Here is a 955-nt window from a genome sequence, read left to right as displayed (position 1 = left end):
TTCAAGTAACGTTCCAGATACCAGCGTTGTTTCTCCGTTAAAGCTTCATGCTTCTTATTAAACACATGCTTCATCCGCTTACACTTTTTACGATCGTAGTCGTTAAATTGCTTTTGTTCTTTTCTCCTTACACGCTCAAGTGCCCAATAAATATGCCGACAGAAATGAAAACGGTCAGCTACTACAATAGGTTTCCCTAATGCTTGGTCCACGGCTGCTTTGAATGAAGGGCTCATGTCCATTACAACTTTTTCTACTTTCTGCCCATGCTCTCTTAGATAAGCCTTTACCGTTTCTTTTTTCCTATCCGGCAATATCTCGAGGGGCTTCCGATCCACCGGATCGGCAATAATGGTTTGGTATTTTTCCCCGTCGGAATCACCCTTATATTCATCAATAGCGATTACAGAAGGTAACTCCCGTGTTTCCTCCAAAAAGTTAGATCCCACTTCATCAAACCTACGCATTACAGTAGTTGCGGAAGTGTTAAATCGAGAGGCAATTGCTTTAAAGTTTTTTCCATGAATTAGCTCTAACGCAATAGCTTGCTTTAGTTCTTTGGACTGCCGTTGATAGCGTTCCACCAATGAATTATTTTCATAAAAACGCCTTTTACATTGTGGGTGTTCACATTTATAGCGACGTTTACGGTAAAAAATTAGCGTCTCTCTCATAAACAGTTTTGAGTGCTGTATCTTTTGAGTGCGGTAATCGTGCACCTTTTGTGTTAGGGTATTACACGCTGGACAACGATGGGGCTTGGCATCCAGTTCCACATGCAGCTGAAAAATCCCACCATTTTCAATCGTTTTTTTTATACGAAACTCTTCTAAACCTGGGAAAGAAATGTTAAAATTCACTTACACGCAACTCCTTTTGTTATTGTTTTGTGGTTAAAACAAGTCTAACAAAATTCGGAGTTTGCGTGTTTTATTTAGCTGAATTTTCTCTGTAC

Annotated in this window: 1 protein-coding gene; it reads right to left on the bottom strand. The window is 39.8% G+C overall.

All coding sequences use genetic code 11. From position 1 onward, the window contains the following. A partial coding sequence (locus K3T81_RS19375; RefSeq protein ID WP_238022199.1) for an ISL3 family transposase occupies positions 1 to 860 on the bottom strand: 860 nt, incomplete at its 3' end. Positions 861 to 955: the final 95 nt, after the last annotated feature.

Origin of the sequence: Oceanobacillus jordanicus (genome assembly GCF_022095695.1) — a bacterium.
In the GTDB taxonomy this organism is placed as follows: Bacteria; Bacillota; Bacilli; order Bacillales; family Amphibacillaceae; genus Oceanobacillus_B; species Oceanobacillus_B jordanicus.
This window is presented reverse-complemented; position numbering and strand designations above follow the sequence as displayed.